Below are 18,373 nucleotides of genomic sequence, written 5' to 3' on the forward strand. Positions count from 1 at the left end.
CCTTCCAGAAGCGTGATCGGTGTTGCATCGGGAGTGTATGGCGGGGGGCCGACAAGCCCGGGGACGTCGGCCGGAGGGTCCGCCGTTCACTCCGATCCCGAGCCTGGGTGGCCACACAAGCGTGCACCGCCGCACCCCGACACGCCGCACTGGCTGGTATTTCGCACACCTTCGCCACACGATGGGCCGCCGCACTGGATAACGTGAGCCCGTGGCTGAACCGCACACCCTGATCCTGATGCGACACGGCAAGTCGGCATACCCCGACGGGGTGCCCGATCATGACCGGCCGTTGGCCCCGCGCGGCCAGCGCGAAGCCGGATTGGCAGGCGATTGGTTGCGCGCCAATGCCCCGGCCATCGACGCGGTGTTGTGTTCGACGGCCACCCGAACCCGAGAGACCCTGTCGTGCACCGGAATCGACGCGCCGGTCCGCTACCTCGGGCGGCTCTACGGCGCCACTCCCGGCACCGTGATCGACGAGATCAACAGAGTTGAGGACGATGCTGCCACCCTGCTCATCGTCGGCCACGAACCGACGACATCCTCGCTAGCACTCATCCTCGCGGACGCCGACACCAGCAACATCTCTGCGGCGGAGCAGATCTCAGAGAAATACCCGACTTCGGCGATCGCCGTGCTACACGTCCCCGGCAGCTGGGCCGGCCTGGAGCCGGGCGGTGCCGCACTGGTCGAGTTCCACGTGCCGCGCTGATCAACCGGGCAGGCCGGATACGCCTGCGCCGCCTGCCGTTCCGTTGGTTCCGGCGACGTTTTGTGCGACGCCCATGCCGCCCTGCCCACCCGCACCGCCGGCCCCGCCGGTTCCCCCGAGCCCGCCGAAGCCGCCGGAGCCGATGGCACCGCGGCCACCCGCACCGCCAATCAAACCACCGGCACCGCCGGTGGCACCGGGTGCGCCACCGGCCCCGCCGTTACCACCGCCGCCGCCAGTGCCGCCGTTTCCGCCATTGCCGCCGACACCTCCCTGGGCAATGGTAGAAATCGATACGCCGCCTCCGCCGGCCCCACCGGCTCCACCGACCCCGCCGTAACCACCGAAACCACCGGCTCCCCCGGCCCCGCCGTCTCCGCTGGACCCGCCACTGCCGAACAGTCGCCCACCGGCGCCGCCGTCACCGCCTTGGCCGCCGGCACCGCCGAGCCCCCCGATGCCGCCATTGCCACCCACGTTGCCAGAACCACCGTCGCCCCCGAAGTTGCGATCAAATATGCCGTTGCTGGAACCTGCTCCGCCGGCACCGCCGCCACCACCTGACCCACCCGGGGCGCCGGTACCGCCCGCCCCACCAATGCCCCCGGCACCCCCGGCACCACCATTACCGACGAGGAATCCGCCTGCACCACCGCGTCCACCAACACCGCCCGTCCCCCCATTGCCCCCGACCGCACCATCGGCCCCACCACCGCCGTCCCCCCCGCTGCCGGCGAAATTCACCGCGCCGATGCTCGCGGCTCCGCCGGCGCCACCTGCGCCACCTGCGGTGCCGGGGGACACGCCCGCGGCGCCGTTGCCCCCGTTACCGCCAACGCTGATGCCTACGGGCATCGTTGCTGCCCCGCCGACTCCACCCGCACCGCCGTCTGTCCCACCGTCACCGCCCGCACCGCCAGTCGCAATAGCCCCGCCGGCAGTGGAAAACACGGTGCCGCCTGCGCCACCATTTCCACCGGTCAGACCCCCGCCACCGGGACTGCCGGTACCGCCGTTGCCCGCGGTGACATCGCCAGCTTTCGAACTCTGCGCAGGGGCATTGCTGCCGGGGGTGGCAGCGCCGGTCGGCGTCGGATTGACGCCGGCTGCGCCGGCAAGACCGGTACCACCCTGCCCGCCGGCTCCCCCGTCACCGAACAGAAGCGCGGCACCGCCGTCACCGCCGCGACCGGGCAGACCGCCATTCACACCCGCGAGCGCGGCCCCACCCTGGCCGCCGGCTCCGCCGTTGCCCGACAGCATCCCGCCGGCGCCACCATTGCCGCCTGACTGCCCAGGCCCGCCGACCCCGCCGACCCCACCGTTGCCGAATAGCCCGGCGGCCCCGCCGTTGCCGCCGGCCTGGTTCGCCCCGCCCGAACCGCCATTACCGCCGTTGCCCCACAACAAGCCGCCGGGGCCGCCGGCCTGGCCGGTACCCGGGGCGCCGTTGGTGCCGTTGCCGATCAACGGACGACCGAGCAACGCTTGAGTGGGCGCATTGAGCAAACCCAGGACACCGTCTTCCACCATCTGCAGGGGTGAGGCGCCGGCCGCTTCGGCGCCGGTGTACGCACTTGCCGCCGCCGTCAACGCATCGACGAACTGGGCCTGGAAGGCCACAGCCTGCGCTCCCAGTGCCTGATACGCCCGACCGTGTCGGGCGAACAGCGCCGCGATCTGAGTCGACACTTCATCTGCGGCAGCGGACACCACTGTCGTAGTAGCTGCCGAGGCGGTTCCGTTAGCCGCCCCGATTGTGGTGGCCAAACCAGCCAACCCCTGTGCGGCAGAGGATAATTCCGCTGGAGCTGTAATGAGGTACGACAACAGAACCACTCCTTCAGGTTCCCGACGACCATCGAAGAAGAGTCGATGGTACAACCGGCAGGAGTGATACCAGACTGGTTTGGCGCAACCCGCCACGACGTGCCGCTCCAGCTGCGCGTCAGGCGTTGGTTGCGAGCGTCAACTCCATCAATTTGAGAGCCTGCCCGCACGCGTCGATTCCGGGCGCCTGCGGATTGATCCACCAGCCGACCACACCCGCCGCATCGCTGGCGACACCACATGCGCCGTTGGGATCGCTGGGGCGCATCACAATCGAGTCGATGCCCTGGATCGAGCGGGTCTCGATCTGATACTTCAGCCCCTCGGCAACCTTGCGCTCGTTGCTCAGGCTGCCCTGCTCGAACCAGAACCGGGTGATATCGATCAGACCGGCCGGATTGGCCGCCTGCCACCGGCAGATGGCCCCGACAAACGTGCTCTGGATGTCGAGCGGGTCGGCGCCCACCGTCTTGGCCAGAATGTCCGTGGTAAGGACCTCGCACTCCTTGAGCAGGTTGGGATACTGCCGCTCGGAGTTGTCATTGCGCGGCACACCCGCGCCACCTGCCTTCATCGCCTTGCCGTCGACGGAGCGGGAGCACCCGGTCAACACCACCAGGACGGCGATCAGCACCGCCGTCACTGTCTGGAACGCACGCATCCGCCGACTCATTTCGAATTCGCAATCGACTGGCGGGCCAATTCCTTGGCGATATCGCAGGCCGGCGGGAAGGGCTTCTGGCTGAAGCTCACCGACCATTCGATGAAGTCGTCGGAGAACTGGATTCCGACCTCACACAGCGAATCGCCCAGGGCCGGCTCGTTGCCGACGGCGATGAAGCCGCTGTGACCGTTGATGTTGATGTCCTCGACGCTGGCCCGGGAAAGCTCTTCGGTCTTGCGTTCACGCCCGATCGGGCTGCCGCGGTACCACGAGAAGGAGAAGTGCGGTCCCGAGATCCCGCCGCCGGCCAGCCACTGGCAGCCCACGGAGTTCTTGGCGGTGTTGACCAGCCCCGAGATCTTGGTCAGCTGCGTCACCGTTTCGTCGGTGACGCCGCCGCATTGCGGGAAGAAGGGCCCGTGCTTGCCCTCCGCGTTCCCCGAACTCAACGGAACCGGTCCACCCGGCTTGTTGTCACCGGAACCGGAGCATCCCGCCACTCCGGACACCAGAGCCGCGACCGCCCCACACGCCACGACCTGCTTCAAGACGAGCCCAGCCCACTTACGCCGCACCACTACCTACCATTACCTACCATTTCCCAAGGCTGCTGCCGGTCCACACGATGCACTGTAGCCGCAGCCCCGCGGGTCAACCACCGACACGCCATCTGATCAGGCGTTTCGGCGCAACACACAGACCCGGGCCGCGTCCGTTGGCGCGCAGCACCCCGCTCGCGAGATATGACACAGTTACCCCATGCTCCTGGCACTGCTGCGCCAGTACATTCTGCCGTATCGCGCATTCGTGGCGGTGTTGATGGTCCTGCAGTCGGTCAGCACGCTGGCTTCGCTGTACCTGCCCACCGTCAACGCCGCGATCATCGACGACGGCGTCGCCACGGGCAACACCGAAGCCATCATGCGGCTGGGCGTGGTGATGCTGGTGGTCACCGGTGTGCAGGCACTGTGCGCGGTGGGAGCCACCTACTTCGGCTCGCGCACCGGCACCGGCTTTGGAAGAGACCTGCGCGCGGCGATGTTCGACCACGTGCTGCGCTTCTCCGAACACGAGACCGCTCGCTTCGGGGCGTCCACCCTGCTGACCCGCAGCACCAACGACGTCCGGCAGATCGTGTTCCTGGTTCAGACCAGCGCCACCGTGCTGGTCACCGCACCGATCATGTGCGTCGGCGGCGTCATCATGGCCATCCACCAGGAGGCGGCGCTGACCTGGCTGCTGCTGGTCAGCGTCCCGGTGATGGCGGTGGCCAACTACTGGATCATCTCCCACATGCTGCCGCTGTTTCGCGGCATGCAACGACTGATCGACGGCATCAACAGGGTGCTGCGTGACCAACTCTCCGGCGTGCGGGTGGTCCGGGCCTTCACCCGCGAAGAATTCGAACGCGACAGGTTCGCCCGCGCCAACACAGCGCTGTCGAACGCGGCACTGGGCGCGGGCAACTGGCAGGCGCTGATGCTGCCGGTGACCACCCTGACCATCAACCTGTCCAGCGTGGCGCTGATCTGGTTCGGCGGCCTACGCATCGACGCGGGCCAGATGCAGGTGGGCTCGCTGATCGCCTTCCTGGCCTACTTCGCCCAGATTCTGATGGCCGTGCTGATGGCGACCATGACGCTGGCCGTGCTACCGCGGGCATCGGTGTGCGCCGAACGCATCACCGAGGTCCTGTCCACGTCACCGGCCATCGAAAGCCCCCGACAGCCGAAGTTCCCCCCGCATCCGATCAGCGGCCTGGTGCGTCTGGACGCCCTGACCTTCACCTATCCCGGCGCGGATTATCCGGTGCTGCAAGACGTCTCGCTGACTGCCCGGCCCGGCACCACCACCGCGATCGTCGGCAGCACCGGATCTGGCAAGTCGACGCTGGTGTCGTTGATCTGCCGCCTGTACGACGCCACCGCCGGCAACGTCACGATCGACGGCATCGACGTCCGCGACTACGACACCGAACGGCTGTGGTCGGCGATCGGACTGGTGCCCCAGCGGGGCCACCTGTTCACCGGCACCGTCGCCGACAACCTGCGGTACGGCGCGGTGCCCGGGCAGCCGGTCACCGACGAGCACATGTGGGAGGCGTTACGCATCGCTGCCGCAGCGGAATTCGTCCGGCCGCACGGGCTGCAGATGCGCGTCGCCCAGGGTGGCGTCAACTTCTCCGGCGGCCAGCGCCAGCGGTTGGCGATCGCGCGCGCCGTCATTCGCCGCCCGGCGATCTATCTGTTCGACGACGCGTTCTCGGCGCTCGATGTCCACACCGACGCGCGGGTGCGCACCACGTTACGGGAGGAAGCCGGCGAGGCCACCATTATCATTGTCACACAGCGAGTTTCGACCGCTTCCCAGGCCGACCAGGTGATCGTGGTCGACAAGGGCAGCGTCGTCGGCACCGGCAGCCACGAAGCGTTGCTGACCGAGTGCCCCACGTACGCCGAGTTCGCCGCCTCGCAAACGGTGAGCGCCGGAGTCGGGGGCACACCATGAGCGCAACGATGAGTGCCCGCCCCCGCGGCGCGGCCCCGGCGCCGCCCAACATGCGCTCGCGCGACTTCTGGGGATCGGCGCGTCGTCTACTGGGACGGTTGACCCCCCATCGGCGGTTGAGCATCGCCGTCATCTCGCTGGGGATCGTCGGCACCGCGATCGGGGTGACGGTGCCCAGAATCCTCGGGCACGCAACCGATCTGCTGTTCAACGGCGTGATCGGCCGCGGACTGCCGTCGGGCATCACGAAGGCCGAGGCCGTAGCGGCGGCGCGCGCCCGCGGCGACAGGGCATTCGCGGACCTGTTGTCCGGGATGAACGTGGTCCCCGGCCAAGGTGTGGACTTCGGCGCGGTGGCACGCACCTTGACGCTGGCACTGGTTCTGTACGTCGTTGCAGCGACGATGCTTTGGGGCCAGGCCCGACTTCTCAACGTCACGGTGCAGCGGACCATCACCAAGTTGCGCGCTGACGTGGAAGACAAGCTGCACCGGCTGCCGTTGTCCTATTTCGATCGACAACAGCGCGGCGAGTTGCTCAGCCGGGTCACCAACGACATCGACAACATGCAGACGTCCCTGTCGATGACGATCAGCCAATTGGTGACGTCGATTCTCACCGTGCTCGGTGTGCTGGTCATGATGATGTGGATCTCGCCGCTGCTGGCGCTCATCACGGTGCTGACCGTGCCGCTGTCCCTGTTGGCCACCCGCGCGATCACCCGCCGTTCCAAGCAGTTGTTCGTGGCCCACTGGACCAGCACCGGACGCCTCAATGCCCACATCGAGGAGACCTACAGCGGCTTCACGGTGGTCAAGACATTCGGCCACCAGGCCGCCGCGCGCGCACAGTTCCACCAGCTCAACGACGACGTCTATCGGGCCAGCCTGGGCGCCCAGTTCTTCTCCGGATTGGTCGCTCCGGCAACGGGATTCATCGGCAACCTGGGCTACGTCGCGGTCGCCGTAGTCGGTGGCCTGCAGATTGCCGCGGGGCAAATCACGCTCGGCAGCATTCAGGCGTTCATCCAGTACGTGCGGCAGTTCAACACGCCGGTGGGTCAGGTGGCCGGGATGTACAACACCCTGCAGTCCGGGGTGGCCAGCGCCGAGCGGGTATTCGAACTGCTCGACGAGCCGGAGGAACCGCCGGACCGCGAACCGGGGCTGCGTTCACCGGGACCCGGACGGGTCGAGTTCCAACACGTGAGTTTCGCCTACCACCGGGGCCACCCGGTGATTCATGACCTGTCGCTGGTGGCCGAGCCGGGCAGCACGGTCGCCATCGTCGGGCCGACGGGTGCCGGCAAGACGACCATGGTCAACCTGCTGATGCGGTTCTACGACGTCGACTCGGGCCGGATTCTGATTGACGACATCGACATCGCCACCATGAACCGCCACGCGCTGCGTTCGCGAATCGGCATGGTGTTGCAGGACACCTGGCTGTTCGACGGGACGATCGAGGAGAACATCGCCTACGGGCGTCCCGACGCCGGCCCCGCCGAGATCGCGGCGGCGGCGCGGGCGGCCTACGTCGACCGCTTCGTGCACACCCTGCCGGCCGGCTACCAGACCCCGATCAGCGGGGGCGGTGGCAACATCAGCGCCGGCGAGAAACAACTCATCACCATCGCCCGGGCATTTCTCGCCCGCCCAGAGCTGCTGATCCTGGACGAGGCCACCAGCTCCGTCGACACCCGCACCGAATTGCTGATCGCGCGGGCCACCCGGGAACTGCGCCGTGATCGAACCAGTTTCATTATCGCTCACCGCCTTTCGACAATTCGCGATGCCGACCGCATCCTCGTCGTGCAAGCCGGGCGGATCGTCGAACAGGGCAGCCACGCCGAGCTGCTGGCCCGGCGCGGCTCCTACTACCAGATGACCCAGGCCTGAGCGCGCTCACACCGTTCTCGAATGAACCGCCAAACAAGGGAATTCGGCTCGATGTGAGCGGCGCCTCACTAAGCTCGGGTGTCGGCTGTTTGACTGTCCGCTGTTGGGCCAACATTAGGAGATGTCGATGAAGCTACCGGCTCGTGCCTATCGGCAACTGGTCGCCGTCGCCGCCGCGCTCGCCGTCATCCTCGCCATCGGCGGATGCGGAAGCAAAGCCTCCAACAGCGCAAAAAATCCCGGAAGCACCACCAATGCCACCAGCGGCGAGGCGGCGACCCTGCTCAAGCAGGCCGCCGACGTGATGCGAAAGACCACCGGCATGCACGTCACGATCGCGGTCGACGGAGAGGTGCCCAACATCCGCGTCACCAAGCTCGAAGGCGACGTCTCCAACACACCCCAGACGGTCGCCACGGGCGTCGCCACGGTGCTGGTGGGCAGCAACACCGAAGAAGCCAGGTTCGTCTTCGTCGACGGACATCTCTACTCGGACTTGGGACAGCCCGGCACCTACACCGACTTCGGCAGCGGCGCCTCGATCTACAACGTGTCGGTGCTGTTGGATCCCGATAAGGGTCTGGCAAACCTGCTTGCCAATCTCAAGAATGCGGCGGTGGCCGGAAGCCAGCAGGTGAACGGCGTCGCCACCACCAAGATCACCGGCAATTCCGCTGCCAGTGATATCGCGACCCTGGCCGGCACCCGGGTGACCGACGAGAACGTCTCGACCGTGCCCACCACCGTCTGGACCGCCTCGGACGGGTCCTCTCACCTGGTCCAGATCCAGATCTCCCCCACTGCCAACACCTCGGTGACGTTGACCATGTCCGACTGGGGCAAACAGGTCACCGCCACCAAACCCCTCTAGCGCCGAGCCCTCCGAAAGGATTCATCCATGACGACGACCACCCGTCGACGGCGGCTAGCGGTCGCCGCCGCCCGCGTGGCGAGCGCCGCCGCCCTGGCAGTCGCCCTGGCCCCGACCGCCGCGGCGACCGACTCCTACGGTGCGATCGCGTACTCCGCCAACGGCTCGTGGGGACGCTCGCACGCTTACCCCACAAAGGCGGCAGCCGAGGCCACGGCCGTGAAGTCCTGCGCCTACCCCGACTGCAAAGTCCTCACCACCTTCACCGCGTGCGGGGCGGTCGCGGCAAAAGACCGCGAATACAAGGGCGGGATCGGACCCGACCTGAGCGCTGCGATGAAAGACGCCCTGAGCAAGCTGCCCGGCGGATACATCGACACCTGGGCCTGCAACTGACCGGCGCCCTTGGTCAGGTCACTCCAAGAATTCGTAGAGATAACAGAAAGACCACCGGCCGAATCTTTGCTCATCACGGCAACCGCCGAAGCGGAGCCAGACATCTATGAGCAAAGGACACGACCATGAAGACCCTGAAGGTCTCCTCGATCGCAAAGACCGCCCTTTACGCCCTGGCAGCCAGCGGGGTCGCCAGCGCCGTCGCGTTGGGGCTCGCCGGCCCCGCCGCGGCCGGGACCGGCACCATGTACGGCGACCCGACCACCGCGGCCCAGTACTGGCGTCACCAGAACTACGACGACTGCGCCATCATGTCCAGCGCCGACGTGGTCGGACAGATCACCGGCAAGCTGCCCTCGGAGCGGGCCATCATCAAGGTCGCCCAGTCCACCCCCAGCGCCTCGCACCCGGGTTCGATCTACGTCAAGCCCGCCGACAAGAACGACCCCAACTCGGGCATGGGAACTGACCCGGACGACCTGCCGACGCTGTTGGCGCACTACGGAATTCACGCCACCAACACCGATGAGGACAGCGCCGGCCGGACCGGTGTCGCCACCGGGATGGAGGCCCTCGAGCAGTACCTCGGCAGCGGTCACGCCGTCATCGTCGGACTCAACGCCGAGATGATCTGGAACCAGCCGATCGAGAACAGCGGCAAGGACGGCCAGCCACGCGCCGACCACGCTGTGGTGGTGACCGGAGTCGACACCGCCAAAGGCATCGTGCACCTCAACGACAGCGGCAGCAAGAACGGCAAGGACGAGCAGATCCCGATGGCCGTCTTCATCAAGGCCTGGGCCACCAGCCACAACTTCATGAGCGTCACCCAGGAGACGCGTAAGGGCTGAAGCCGACAGGGGCAGCCGCCGGTCGCACCGGCTGCCCCTCTGGCTTGTCGCCCTGAACGTCAAGACATTTCAGCGCCGCAGATAGGTCCACCCGCCGCGGGTCGAGAAAAGGACTTCCCATGATGACCAACAAGATCGCTGCCGTCGCCAGGACGGCCCTGCTGGCCCTGCTGGCCGGTACGGCCGCGGGGTCTGTGGCGCTGGGTCTGGCCGCCCCCGCCGAAGCGTCCGCGGGCGGCATCGTCTACGGCGATCCCGCGGCAGCGGCCAAGTGGTGGCGCCTGCAGAAGTATGACGACTGCGCCATCATGGCAAGCGCCGACATCGTCGGCCAGATGACCGGCAACGAACCGTCGGAGCATGCCATCATCGAGGTGGCGCGGTCGACGCCCAGCACCAGGCACCCCGGCTCGATCTACATCCAGCCCGCCGACCCACAGCACCCGGATTCCGGCAACGGCACCAACCGCCTGGACATCCCGGCGCTGCTCGCGCACTACGGCGTGGGCTCGAAGACGACCGACGACGACGAGGCCGCCGGGAACGGCATCGCCACCGGCATGGACGCCCTCAAGCATTACCTGGGCAGCGGCCACGCCGTCATCGTGAGCGTCAACGCCGAAATGATCTGGGGTGAGCCGATTGAAAACAAGGACGACGAAGGCAACCCGGTGTCCGACCATGCGGTGGTGGTCACCGGCGTGGATACCCGCAAGGGCGTCGTGCACCTCAATGACAGCGGCAGCAAGAACGGCCGCGACGAGCAGATCCCATTGGAACTCTTCGCCAAGGCATGGGCGACCAGCCACCATTTCCTGCTGTACACCGTGGCCACGGTCAAATGACTGCCCGGCGCGAGGACGGGTTCTCATCCACCACTTGGCAATTCGAGTCCACACGGATCATCACCGGGACAGCGACGGCAATCCGCGGGACGGGCCGAAGGTCCCCAATCGCAGACGTGCCGGCTCCGGGTTGGTGCGAATCCACTGCACTGGCACCAGAATGACACGCTGTATGGGACCCGCAGTAACACGACCGACAGCGATCAGGACACAATAATGAGGAAGGTCGCCGTACTGGCACCTCGGTATTCGACAGGCATCGGAGCCGCGGCAGACCTGGAATGGCTGGGAGCGCGATGATGGACACACATCTCGAGTTCGGTGTGCTCGGACCGCTGGAGATGAAGATCGACCGGGCCCTGGTGCCCCTGGGAACACCCAAGCAGCGGGCCGTGCTGGCCATGCTGGTGATCAACCGCAACCGGCCCGTCGGGGTCGACACGCTGATCACCGCCTTGTGGGACGAATGGCCGCCATCGGGGGCGCGCGCCAGCATCCACTCCTACGTGTCCAACCTGCGCAAGCTGGTCGGCGCCGCCGGAGTCGACCCCCGCCTGGTGCTGGCCGCGGCGCCACCGGGCTACCGACTCACCATCCCCGAAAACACCTGCGATCTGGGACGGTTCATCGCCGAGAAGACGGCGGGTGTGCACGCCGCCGCATCGGGCAGCTTCGAACAGGCCAGTCGGCATCTGTCGGCGGCGCTGCGGGAATGGCGCGGACCGGTTCTCGACGATCTGCGTGATTTTCCATTCGTCGACTCCTTCGCCACCGCCCTGGTGGAGGACAAGATCATCGCGCACACGGCAAAAGCGGAGGCCGAGATCGCGTGCGGACGGGCGTCGGCGGTGATCACCGAACTCGAGGCGTTGACGGTGGAGCACCCCTACCGGGAGCCGCTGTGGGCGCAGCTGATCACGGCGTACTACCTCACCGACCGCCAGTCCGACGCCCTGAACGCCTATCGCCGCGTGAAAGCGACCCTCGCCGACGACCTCGGAATCGATCCCGGTCCGACACTGCGGGCGCTCAACGAGAAGATCCTGCGCCAGGAAACTCTGGACGTGAAACAGAACGCCAAGGTGACCGCTGTGGGAACCGTCACCGTGCTGGACAAGCGCACCATGGCCGCGACCCAGAAAGTGGCCGCCTACCTACGCGACGTTGCCACCGGCCACGACTACCCGCTGCGTTCGGCGGCGACCCGGATCGGCCGCCTCAGCGACAACGACATCGTCCTGGACAGCGCGAACGTCAGCCGACACCATGCCGTCATCGTGGACACCGGGACCAACTACATCATCAACGACCTGCGGTCCTCCAACGGTGTGCACGTGCGGCACCAGCGGATCCGCACCGCGGCCACCATCCACGACGGAGACCACATCCGGATCTGCGACCACGAGTTCACCTTCCAGATCGCTGCGCACACGCAGGCCTGACAAAGCACGCCGGTAGCGGGTGAATGTGCCACGTGCACAATGACTTCCGCGGTGTAGTCAGCCGGATTCCGGCAGCGCCGGGGCGGGCGCGGGCGCGGAGGTGAGCGGGTACCCGGGCAGCGGCGGGGTGGCCATTGCCACAAGACTTTTCGTGATCGCCGGCAGTCGAGCGCCAGCCGGACCCGGCCGTTAGCGTCACCATCACGACAACATGTGCGGTTTTCGGGTGAGGGTGTTGGCAGTCTTGTTGGCAAGCACCCGCCGTCCCGATTACCGTCATGATTGCTGAGGCCGGTGGTTGCGCTCCATGCAATACCTGAAGGCTGTTGATAGTGTCGGCGGGATTTCGGGTTCATCGAGGAGGATCGGCAATGAGCGAGGCACCAGACTCGCGGGTGGGCTCGACGTTCGGGCCCTACCACCTCAAGCGGTTGCTGGGCCGCGGTGGGATGGGCGAGGTCTACGAGGCCGAGCACACCGTCAAGGAGTGGACGGTGGCCGTCAAGCTGATGACCGCTGAGTTCAGCAAGGACCCGGTCTTCCGGGAGCGCATGAAGCGCGAGGCCCGCATCGCCGGGCGCCTACAGGAACCGCACGTGGTGCCGATCCACGACTACGGCGAGATCGACGGCCAGATGTACCTCGAAATGCGCATGATCGAGGGCACCGACCTGGACAGCGTGCTCAAACGCTTCGGCCCGCTGACCCCGCCGCGCGCAGTCGCGATCATCACCCAGATCGCCTCAGCCCTGGATGCCGCCCACGCCGCCGGGGTCATGCACCGCGACGTCAAACCCCCCAACATCCTGGTCACCCGCGACGACTTCGCCTACCTGGTCGACTTCGGCATCGCCAGCGCCACCACCGACGAGAAGCTCACCCAACTGGGCACCGCCGTCGGGACCTGGAAGTACATGGCCCCGGAACGGTTTTCCAACGACGAGGTCACCTACCGCGCCGACATCTACGCCCTGGCCTGCGTGCTCTACGAATGCCTGACGGGGAGTCCGCCGTACCGTGCCGACAGCGCCACGACGCTGGTGACCGCGCACCTGATGGACCCGGTGCCGCAGGTCAGCGCCGCGCGCGCCGGCATCCCCAAGGGCTTCGACTCCGTCATCGCCCGCGGCATGGCCAAAAAGCCCGAGGACCGCTACGCCAGCGCCGGTGATTTCGCGCGGGCCGCGCACGACGCGTTGAGCGACCCGGACCAGGACCACGCCGAGGACATCCTGCGTCGCAGTCGGGAATCGACGCTGCCCGGCACCGCGGTGGCACCCTCGATACCGACCGGCCCGACACCGCCGCCCGCCGCGCCACCGCCGCAGTACTCGCCACCGCCCGCCTACGGCGACCCGATCGGCTCGGGGCCGTTGCAGCGGCAGTCGCCGACGAGCGCGCCCTCGTGGTCGCCCGGGAGCGGTCCGATACCGGCGAGTGGGCCCATCCCCGCCCAGGGTCAACCCACCCAGGCGCCGCAGTACTTCGGACAGAGCGGCGGCTGGGGCGGTGCCCCGTCCGGCCCGCAGCAGCCCGGCCCGCCGACCTGGAACCAGGGCGTTCAGCCCGGCGGCAAGCGCAGCCCGTGGCCCATCGTGGCGGGCGCCGCGGCACTGGTCGTAGTGCTCATCGTGGCCGGCGTCGGCATCTGGTTGGCCACGCGCCCGGACGACACCAAGTCGGCGACGGACACGACCACCTCGACCACCACCAGCTCCGGCAAGCCGACGACCACCAAGAGTGCGCCGGCGACCACCACGGCGGGCGGTGACCCGCAGAGCAGGTTGCTTTCGATGCTGCCCTCCGGCTACCCGTCGGGAACGTGCACGACGACCACCCCGAAGCCGAACAGCGTGTGGACCGGCACGATCGCCATGGTCGACTGCGGACAGAACACCAATCAGGGCGGTCCCAGCCGCGCGATCTATGGGCTGTTCCCCAACCTCGACTCACTGAAGCAGGCGTTCAACGACGACATCGCCGCCGTGCAGCTCGCGAACTGCCCTGGCGAGGGTCCGTCACCGGACGGCTGGCACTACGACCGGGACCCGACGGTCACCGCCGGAATGATCGCCTGCGGAACCTACAAGAACCACCCGAACGTGATCTGGAGCAACGAGGGCAAGCTCATGCTCAACGACGTCTTCGGTGATCCGGCAACGATCGAAGACCTGCACAACTGGTGGATGAAATACGGCTGATCGAAGTCGAATGCCCAAGCGCCACAATCACATCGGGTGGTCGCGATGGGCGAGTCGCCGGGCTTGACGGAACCGCGTGTCGAGCCCAGCCGCGGCTAAGGCGACATCGACGGACAGCTGGCCCTTCTAGATGCGCCTCATCAAGGGCATCGACCTTGGCAGCCTGCGCACCCGCCACGGCCGTGGCCGGCTCCACCCGCCGACGCCGTGCCAAGCTACTTCTGAGCCGGCGGTCGCGGCAGGCACGGTCCGCAGGACGTCATGATTCGCGCGGTCGGGTGTCAGCGGAGGCGTGGGATGGATGAGTTGACTACGGAGCCCGCCGGGTTGCGGGTGCGTGGGGGTGGTCGTCGTTGGGTGCTGGCCTCGGGGCGGGTGTGGACGGTGGGGCGTTCGGGTGAGTCCGATATTCAGTTGGACAATCCGCGGGTCTCGCGGGTGCATGCGGTGTTGGAGGCCACTGGGTCGGGGTGGGTGTTGTCCAATCGCAGCAGCAACGGCATGTATGTGGCGGGTGCGCGGGTGGAGCGGGTGGTGATCGCCGATCAGCCGGTGACGGTGGTGTTGGGATCGGCGACCTCGGGAGAGCAGGTGGAGTTTCATCCCGGCCTGGGGAGCACCGGGCCGGTGTCGATCGGGCAGGCCACGACCAGGGTGGACCCGCTGCCGCTGCCGGTACCGACGCGACCCGACGCCGCCGCCGAAACCCCCGAGACCGCCCCGACCACCGAGCTGGCGTTGCCGCCGCTGCCCAGCGATGAGCTGGGGCTGGGCACCCCGCCGGGGGTGCAGACCACCTCGCTGCGCACCCCGACCGCGGTGCATGCGATCGACGCTCAGACCATCAGCATCGGGCGCGCCCCGGAGAACACCGTGGTGTTACACGACCTGCTGGTCTCGCGCCGCCACGCCCTGCTGCGGCGCACCCCCGCGGGCTGGGAACTGCTCGATAACCACTCCGCCAACGGCACCTACGTCAACGGCACCCGCATCACCCGCGCGGTCATCGGCCCCGACGACATCGTGGGCATCGGCCACCAGCTGCTGCACCTGGCCGGCGAGCGCCTCGTGGAATACGTCGACACCGGCGACATCTCCTATGAAGCCGCCAACCTGCACGTCGAAACCCACGCGGGCCGAGGGCAAGCCAAAGTCCTACTCGATGACGTCAGCTTCGTGTTGCCCCAACGCAGCCTGCTGGCCGTCGTGGGCCCCTCCGGCGCCGGCAAGTCCACCCTGCTGGGCGCGCTGACCGGCTTTCGCCCCGCCACCACCGGCACCGTGCGCTATGACGACCGCGACCTGTATGACAACTACCCCGAACTGCGCCACCGCATCGGCTTCGTCCCCCAAGACGACATCCTGCACACCCCCCTGACCGTGCGCCGCGCCCTGAACTACGCCGCCCGCCTGCGCTTTCCCCACGACGTCAGCGCCACCGAACGCACCCAGCGCATCGAAGAAGTCCTCACCGAACTCGGCCTGGCCACCCAAGCCGACCAACGCATCGACTCGTTGTCCGGCGGCCAACGCAAACGCACCAGCGTCGCCCTGGAACTGCTGACCAAACCCTCTCTGCTGTTCCTGGACGAACCCACCTCCGGACTGGACCCCGGCTACGAAAAATCAGTCATGCAAACCCTGCGCACCCTGGCCGACGACGGCCGCTCAGTGGTCGTGGTCACCCACAACATCGCCCACCTCAACATGTGCGACCGCCTGCTGGTCCTGGCCCCCGGCGGCCGCCTGGCCTACTTCGGCCCACCCCAACAAGCCCTGGCCTACTTCGGCTGCACCGACTTCGCCGACCTGTTCATCCTGCTCGAAAACGACACCGACACCGACTGGACCACCCGCTACAACACCTCCCCCCTACACGCCGCCTTCACCCCCACCCCCACCAACCACCCCCACACACCCCGACCCGAACACCCCACCAAACCCAAACCCCAACCCAAAGCCCAACAAAGCCCCCTGGCCCAATTCGCCATCCTGTCGCGGCGCTACCTCGCCGTCATCGCCGCCGACCGCCAATACACCCTGTTCCTACTCGCCCTCCCCCTGCTGCTGAGCCTGTTCACCTACGCCGTCCCCGGCGACGCCGGACTCTCCCTGGCCAACGCCATCACGCAGCAATCCAGGCAACCTACCCAGTTGTTGGTGCTGCTCGTCATCGGCGGGGCACTGATGGGGTGCGCGGGCTCCATCCGCGAGATCGTCAAGGAACAGGCGATCTACCGGCGCGAACACGGCATCGGACTGTCCGGCGCCGCCTACCTCGCCTCCAAACTCGTTGTGCTGGGCGTTATCTCCGGTTTGCAGGGGTTGATCTTCGGATTCCTCGGAGTCGCTTTCCTGCCGCCGCCCGACGACTCGCTGCTGCTGCAGTCCGGCAGCCCCGAGCTGCTTCGTCATGTCGGTTCGGCCGAGATCGCGGCCGCCGTCGTCGCCGTGACCGTGGTGTCGATGATCCTCGGCCTGCTCATCTCGGCACTGATCAGCAACGCCGACCGCGGCATGCCGCTGCTCGTGCTGGTCGTCATGGCCCAACTCGTGCTCTGCGGCGGCATGTTCGCCGTCAAAGACCGCATCCCACTGGAGCAGCTCGCCTGGCTCTCCCCCTCCCGCTGGGCCTACGCCATGGCGGGCTCGTCGCTCGGGGTGAACTACATCCGCCTCACCGACACCGACCCGATGTGGACCCACGACCGTGGGCACTATCTGACCGCCCTGGGGATGTGTTCGGCCCTGGGCCTGGCGATGGTGCTCCTGCTCGCCATGCGACTACGCCGTCTCGATCGGCAGCCCAGGACCCGCAAGACCGCCCGCTGGTGATCGAGATGTTTGCTTAATGCCCGAAAAATGGGTCTGGCCAAGCGAATACCGGCAGGTTTACGCTATTCGCTGGCTTTGGTGCGCCCTCCAGATCAGTTTGCCCCGTGGCAACGCTCCGGTTGCCTCAACGAAGGAGATGTCTATGAAACTGAAGCTCTGGTCCCGAGCCGGCGCCGGGGCCGCAGCAGCGGTCGTGGTGACGGCCCTGGTGCTCACCGGCTGTGGCAGTCCCAAGAACAGCACGTCCGGCAGCGGGTCCAACGCACCCAACGTCGACGCCGCGAGCACCGTCAAACAGGCCGCGGAGGCGATGCGCAAGGTCACCGGGATGCACGTCAGCCTCACCGTTACGGGCTCGGTGCCCAATCTGGAGGTGACCAAGCTCGACGGCGACGTCTCCAACACGCCGCAGACCGTGGCCAACGGCACCGCGACGCTGACGGTCGGCAAGAGTCCCGTCGACTCGAAGTTCGTCTTCGTCGACGGCCACCTCTACTCCGATGTCGCAGAACCCGGGAAATTCACCGACTACGGCAACGGCGCATCGATCTATGAAGTCTCCACGCTGCTCGATCCCGACAAGGGCCTGGCCCACTTGCTGGCCAACCTGCAGAGCCCGAAAGTGAGCGGCACCGAGCAGATCAACGGCGTCGCGACCACGAAGATCACCGGTACATCGTCGACTGACGACGTCGCAACGCTGGCCGGGTCACGCCTGAGCCCGCAGAACGCGCCGCCCACCCCGACCACTGTCTGGATCGCCTCGGACGGCTCCTACCACCTGGTCAAGATCGAAATCACCCCGGTCGAGAACGGGTCGGTGTCGATGACCATGTCGGAGTGGGGCAAACAAGTCACCGCGACCAAGCCGGTCTAGCACCTCGTGGAACCCGATCTTTTTCAGCGCGGAAAGGAACCATCATGGGATTGACCGCTTTTCAGGCGCGCTTTCCAGGAGGCGCGGTGGTCGCACTGGCCGGCGTGGCGGCGGTGACGACGTTGCTGATCGCGCCGGCGCCGACCGCACGCGCCGACGGCCAGTACGGCGCGATCGCCTACTCGCCGTCGGGGCAGCTGTTCGGCCGAACCAAGGACGCTCCGTCGCGAGCCGCCGCGGAGAGCGCCGCGATGAGCGCGTGCGGCAAGTCCGACTGCAAGGTTCTGGTCTCCTTCTCCGAATGCGGTGCGGTCGCCGAAAACAACGCCGGGGATCACGCCGGAGGGTACGGGTCGACACTGCTCGCCGCGGAGAGGGACGCCATGACGCGGCTCGGCACCGCGGGATGGATCGGCACCTGGCTCTGCAACTAAAGTCGA

The 18,373-nt window shown here is 67.2% G+C and carries 15 protein-coding genes; 12 read left to right on the forward strand and 3 right to left on the reverse strand.

Annotated features, from left to right (window positions below):
• The first annotated feature begins 238 nt into the window (after positions 1 to 238).
• Complete coding sequence (locus JX552_RS22895) at positions 239 to 715, forward strand: SixA phosphatase family protein (protein WP_205878628.1); 477 nt, start codon at positions 239 to 241, stop codon at positions 713 to 715.
• Here the strand turns inward: JX552_RS22895 and JX552_RS22900 are convergent, their stop codons facing one another.
• The 3 genes from JX552_RS22900 to JX552_RS22910 all read right to left on the reverse strand — a co-directional run bounded on the left by JX552_RS22900 (position 716) and on the right by JX552_RS22910 (position 3,784).
• Entirely contained in the window at positions 716 to 2,545 is a 1,830-nt protein-coding gene (locus JX552_RS22900; protein ID WP_205874141.1) for a PE family protein, read from the reverse strand.
• A 118-nt stretch (positions 2,546 to 2,663) separates the two neighbouring features.
• Complete coding sequence (locus JX552_RS22905; RefSeq protein WP_205874142.1) at positions 2,664 to 3,206, reverse strand: DUF3558 domain-containing protein; 543 nt, start codon at positions 3,204 to 3,206, stop codon at positions 2,664 to 2,666.
• An 8-nt stretch (positions 3,207 to 3,214) separates the two neighbouring features.
• A complete protein-coding gene (locus JX552_RS22910; RefSeq protein ID WP_431195885.1) occupies positions 3,215 to 3,784 on the reverse strand; it encodes a DUF3558 domain-containing protein in 570 nt (189 codons plus the stop codon).
• Between the two features lie 184 nt (positions 3,785 to 3,968).
• Here JX552_RS22910 and JX552_RS22915 point away from each other — a divergent pair, with 184 nt between their 5' ends.
• The 11 genes from JX552_RS22915 (at position 3,969) to JX552_RS22965 (ending at position 18,367) form a co-directional block, all read left to right on the forward strand.
• Positions 3,969 to 5,717: an ABC transporter ATP-binding protein gene (locus JX552_RS22915; protein WP_205874144.1), complete on the forward strand. Its 1,749-nt coding sequence runs from the start codon at positions 3,969 to 3,971 to the stop codon at positions 5,715 to 5,717.
• Positions 5,714 to 7,615: an ABC transporter ATP-binding protein gene (locus tag JX552_RS22920; protein ID WP_205874145.1), complete on the forward strand. Its 1,902-nt coding sequence runs from the start codon at positions 5,714 to 5,716 to the stop codon at positions 7,613 to 7,615. Before JX552_RS22915 ends, JX552_RS22920 begins: the two co-directional genes overlap by 4 nt.
• Positions 7,616 to 7,742: 127 nt before the next feature.
• Positions 7,743 to 8,486 (forward strand): LppX_LprAFG lipoprotein, encoded by a 744-nt coding sequence (locus JX552_RS22925; protein WP_205874146.1) that lies wholly within the window; start codon positions 7,743 to 7,745, stop codon positions 8,484 to 8,486.
• Positions 8,487 to 8,513: 27 nt separating this feature from the next.
• Positions 8,514 to 8,882 carry a DUF4189 domain-containing protein gene (locus JX552_RS22930; protein WP_205874147.1) on the forward strand — a complete coding sequence of 123 codons (369 nt, stop codon included), beginning with the start codon at positions 8,514 to 8,516 and terminating at the stop codon, positions 8,880 to 8,882.
• 125 nt (positions 8,883 to 9,007) lie between these two features.
• The gene (locus JX552_RS22935; RefSeq protein WP_205874148.1) at positions 9,008 to 9,733 is read left to right on the forward strand and encodes a C39 family peptidase; all 726 of its coding nucleotides are present in this window, start codon (positions 9,008 to 9,010) and stop codon (positions 9,731 to 9,733) included.
• A gap of 119 nt (positions 9,734 to 9,852) precedes the next feature.
• Positions 9,853 to 10,578, forward strand: a complete 726-nt coding sequence (locus tag JX552_RS22940; RefSeq protein WP_205874149.1) for a C39 family peptidase — start codon at positions 9,853 to 9,855, stop codon at positions 10,576 to 10,578.
• Positions 10,579 to 10,859: 281 nt separating this feature from the next.
• Positions 10,860 to 12,020, forward strand: a complete 1,161-nt coding sequence (gene embR, locus JX552_RS22945; RefSeq protein WP_205874150.1) for an ATPase/transcriptional regulator EmbR — start codon at positions 10,860 to 10,862, stop codon at positions 12,018 to 12,020.
• A 371-nt stretch (positions 12,021 to 12,391) separates the two neighbouring features.
• Positions 12,392 to 14,221: a serine/threonine-protein kinase gene (locus tag JX552_RS22950; RefSeq protein ID WP_205874151.1), complete on the forward strand. Its 1,830-nt coding sequence runs from the start codon at positions 12,392 to 12,394 to the stop codon at positions 14,219 to 14,221.
• Between the two features lie 297 nt (positions 14,222 to 14,518).
• A complete protein-coding gene (locus tag JX552_RS22955) occupies positions 14,519 to 17,056 on the forward strand; it encodes an ATP-binding cassette domain-containing protein (protein ID WP_205874152.1) in 2,538 nt (845 codons plus the stop codon).
• Between the two features lie 142 nt (positions 17,057 to 17,198).
• The gene (locus JX552_RS22960; protein WP_205874153.1) at positions 17,199 to 17,933 is read left to right on the forward strand and encodes an LppX_LprAFG lipoprotein; all 735 of its coding nucleotides are present in this window, start codon (positions 17,199 to 17,201) and stop codon (positions 17,931 to 17,933) included.
• 44 nt (positions 17,934 to 17,977) lie between these two features.
• Positions 17,978 to 18,367, forward strand: coding sequence for a DUF4189 domain-containing protein (locus tag JX552_RS22965; RefSeq protein ID WP_205874154.1), 390 nt, complete (start codon positions 17,978 to 17,980; stop codon positions 18,365 to 18,367).
• Positions 18,368 to 18,373: the final 6 nt, after the last annotated feature.

The sequence above is a fragment of the Mycobacterium gordonae genome (genome assembly GCF_017086405.1).
Classification (GTDB): Bacteria; Actinomycetota; Actinomycetes; order Mycobacteriales; family Mycobacteriaceae; genus Mycobacterium; species Mycobacterium gordonae_D.

Coding starts and splice junctions, on each gene's coding strand:
- JX552_RS22895 (WP_205878628.1), top strand. CDS start 239: ATGCGACACGGCAAGTCGGCATACCCCGACGGGGTGCCCGATCATGAC.
- JX552_RS22905 (WP_205874142.1), bottom strand. CDS start 3,206: ATGCGTGCGTTCCAGACAGTGACGGCGGTGCTGATCGCCGTCCTGGTG.
- JX552_RS22915 (WP_205874144.1), top strand. CDS start 3,969: ATGCTCCTGGCACTGCTGCGCCAGTACATTCTGCCGTATCGCGCATTC.
- JX552_RS22920 (WP_205874145.1), top strand. CDS start 5,714: ATGAGCGCAACGATGAGTGCCCGCCCCCGCGGCGCGGCCCCGGCGCCG.
- JX552_RS22925 (WP_205874146.1), top strand. CDS start 7,743: ATGAAGCTACCGGCTCGTGCCTATCGGCAACTGGTCGCCGTCGCCGCC.
- JX552_RS22930 (WP_205874147.1), top strand. CDS start 8,514: ATGACGACGACCACCCGTCGACGGCGGCTAGCGGTCGCCGCCGCCCGC.
- JX552_RS22935 (WP_205874148.1), top strand. CDS start 9,008: ATGAAGACCCTGAAGGTCTCCTCGATCGCAAAGACCGCCCTTTACGCC.
- JX552_RS22940 (WP_205874149.1), top strand. CDS start 9,853: ATGATGACCAACAAGATCGCTGCCGTCGCCAGGACGGCCCTGCTGGCC.
- embR (WP_205874150.1), top strand. CDS start 10,860: ATGGCTGGGAGCGCGATGATGGACACACATCTCGAGTTCGGTGTGCTC.
- JX552_RS22950 (WP_205874151.1), top strand. CDS start 12,392: ATGAGCGAGGCACCAGACTCGCGGGTGGGCTCGACGTTCGGGCCCTAC.
- JX552_RS22955 (WP_205874152.1), top strand. CDS start 14,519: ATGGATGAGTTGACTACGGAGCCCGCCGGGTTGCGGGTGCGTGGGGGT.
- JX552_RS22960 (WP_205874153.1), top strand. CDS start 17,199: ATGAAACTGAAGCTCTGGTCCCGAGCCGGCGCCGGGGCCGCAGCAGCG.
- JX552_RS22965 (WP_205874154.1), top strand. CDS start 17,978: ATGGGATTGACCGCTTTTCAGGCGCGCTTTCCAGGAGGCGCGGTGGTC.